Annotated in this window: 2 protein-coding genes; both read right to left on the reverse strand. The window is 39.1% G+C overall.

What is annotated here, in order from left to right; genetic code table 11:
* Positions 1-224 precede the first annotated feature (224 nt).
* Positions 225-1,058, reverse strand: a complete 834-nt coding sequence (gene lgt / locus GSA01S_RS10105; RefSeq protein ID WP_066127247.1) for a prolipoprotein diacylglyceryl transferase — start codon at positions 1,056-1,058, stop codon at positions 225-227.
* A gap of 72 nt (positions 1,059-1,130) precedes the next feature.
* Positions 1,131-1,551, reverse strand: a 421-nt coding sequence (locus tag GSA01S_RS10110; protein ID WP_066127249.1) for a nucleoside monophosphate kinase, incomplete at its 5' end; no start/stop codon positions are given.

Genomic DNA, 1,551 nt, shown 5'->3' on the forward strand with positions numbered 1-1,551 from the left:
GGGCTGTGACACGTACCTGGTTATTCGGCGTTTACGTTATTTCTCCTTTCCGATACCATTCACTTAACATGAATAAATCATGAAGTGAAGTGATGGTTATACTTGCTTTTTCTGACATAATTATCCCTCCTAAATAGACAATTATATCAAAAAAGATTACCTGATTTGTGGTTCATTACTGGGGAAAGTTACGTGCAACAAATTGGGTAATCTTATCTTAACTTTTATAACAGTTTGGGCTCATCCTTATAATAGGGTGCTGGCGGATAGGTATAGTACCTGCGATACATCAAAACACCCAGTGCTGCTACGAACAAAACGAGGGACAAGCCTTGTGAAACTCGTAAGAAATCGCCTATCCATAAGCTGTCTGTCCGCATGCCTTCAATAAAAAACCTTCCTGCTGAATACCAAATGACATAGCTGAGCGCCACTTCTCCTTGGCGAAGGAATTGATTCTTGTTCCGCAAAAGGAGCAACAAGGCGAAACCAACTAAACTCCATAAAGACTCATAAAGAAAAGTGGGATGGTAATAGGTTCCGTTGATATTCATTTGGTTAATGATGAATTCCGGTAAGTACAAGTTTTCTAAAAATCGTCGGGTGACTGGACCCCCATGTGCCTCTTGATTAATGAAATTTCCCCAGCGACCAATCGATTGAGCTAGGAGGACACTAGGTGCCAGTATGTCTAGTAAAAGAGTTAGCGTCATTTTCTTTCTTCTTGCAAACCAGTACACTGCGAGACCACCCGCAATTAGCCCCCCATAAATGGCAATACCGCCATTCCAGATGGCGATGATTTCATTAGGGTTTTGGAGATAATACTCCCATTTGAATAAAACATAGTAAAGCCGAGCCCCAATAAAACCAATTGGTATGGCCCATAATGCCATATCTGTCATAGTGTCTTCTTCTAGTCCCATTTTTTGAGCTTCCTTTGTTGCTAATGAAATACCTAACAGCATGGCTAAGGCAATAATAATTCCGTACCAATAAATTTCTATCGTCCCAAATGAAATCGCAACTGGATCGATTACGCTAAATAAAACATTCATTCTTCAATCCCCTTCATAGCTTACATTAGTTAATTGATTTTATATCATATATTTTTAGTTAAAATTATATAGTTATTTGTTTATAGGCAATAAACTCTCATTTATATTGTCAAACACATTGTCAGGAGTTCCTTCACCATTGATCACGTGGAGCAAATTTCGTTCTTTATAGAAGTGAATGAGCGATTCGATTAATCCCTCGTTAAAGCGTAGCCTATTTTCGATCACTTCTGGTTTGTCATCTAATCGAATTTCTCCCCGTTTTGGTTCGTTTTGGGCATTCCCTTGTTTTACTTGTAAACGAAGAGCTCCTCGTTTCGCTAACCGATGCCTTAACATATCCTGACTTACATCTAAAAAGTGAACGGCGTCTAAATTCCGATTCTGACTTTGTAGGTAAGCTTCGAGCATTTTTGCTTGCTGTAGGATACGTGGGTAACCATCCAGAATAAAGCCATTTTCAACATCTTTTGCTTGTAAGCGACTCTTAACT

It is taken from the genome of Globicatella sanguinis NBRC 15551 (assembly GCF_001552295.1).
Taxonomy (GTDB): Bacteria; Bacillota; Bacilli; order Lactobacillales; family Aerococcaceae; genus Globicatella; species Globicatella sanguinis.